Below are 876 nucleotides of genomic sequence, written 5' to 3'. Positions count from 1 at the left end.
CGCCAAGTTGGTTTGCGTCAGACGGTTGCCGAACAGCAGTCCAACGGCGACTTCCGCCGTCCCTTCGGGCGACTCCGGCGCAAACCGCAACGCCACTACCAGGAGCAACGCCTGATCGGTAATACGCTGATCAAGCCACTGGTCCACCGCGTCCAGCCCGTAGCCCTCGACAGGCACTATTGATTGGCGGATGCCGGATTCACGCCACGCCTGTTGCCACACCCCACGCCATTGGGGCTTGGGCAAACTGCTGTCTATTTCCAGCAGCAAGGCCAATTCTTTATCGTCAGGCAATTGCGCCAGGGTGGGCGACAAGTCCGCGAGCACTCGCATCAGCGCCCGTAGGAGTGCCAGCTCTGGGTCTGTCGTATCGTCAGATAAGCGGCTACGGCACAATCTTGTGTTGTCCTGCCGAAACGGTTGAGGTTCCAGGTGCTGGGTCCCGTTAAGCAAGGCCTCCAATTGAGTGGTTGTCGGTTCCTCACCCTCTCGCAGGGCAGTGTGCAGACTCACGCACAACACCTGCTGAGAACGCCGACCACGGCGAATCCTGCGGGCCAGATCCTCCTCGCGGGCCTCATCCCAGCCATCGGCCACACCGTGCTGACCGACATACAGCACAGCCCGCCCAAAACCCAGCAGCCACCAACCCAAAAGAGCCCCGCCCAAGAGCTGCCTCCAGACGGTCATTGGCTGTTGCTGCAACGGTTGGCTGCCGAACAGCAGTAATCCCAGCACACCCAGCAGCAAAAACACTGGCAGCAAGCCTAGCCAAAACCAGAGGCGAGGTCGTGCGGGACGCAATGCTTGTACGGGAACTTTATCCAATCTGACTGGCATGGCTAACTCATACTCGCTTCAGGCAGTGACGAAAAC

Annotated in this window: 1 protein-coding gene; it reads right to left on the bottom strand. The window is 59.8% G+C overall.

The features are described from left to right. A partial coding sequence (locus M5B99_RS29625; protein WP_248807460.1) for a hypothetical protein occupies nt 1-840 on the bottom strand: 840 nt, incomplete at its 3' end. Between the last annotated feature and the right edge of the window lie 36 nt (nt 841-876).

The organism is Pseudomonas sp. MWU13-2100 (genome assembly GCF_023242365.1).
In the GTDB taxonomy this organism is placed as follows: Bacteria; Pseudomonadota; Gammaproteobacteria; order Pseudomonadales; family Pseudomonadaceae; genus Aquipseudomonas.
This window is presented reverse-complemented; position numbering and strand designations above follow the sequence as displayed.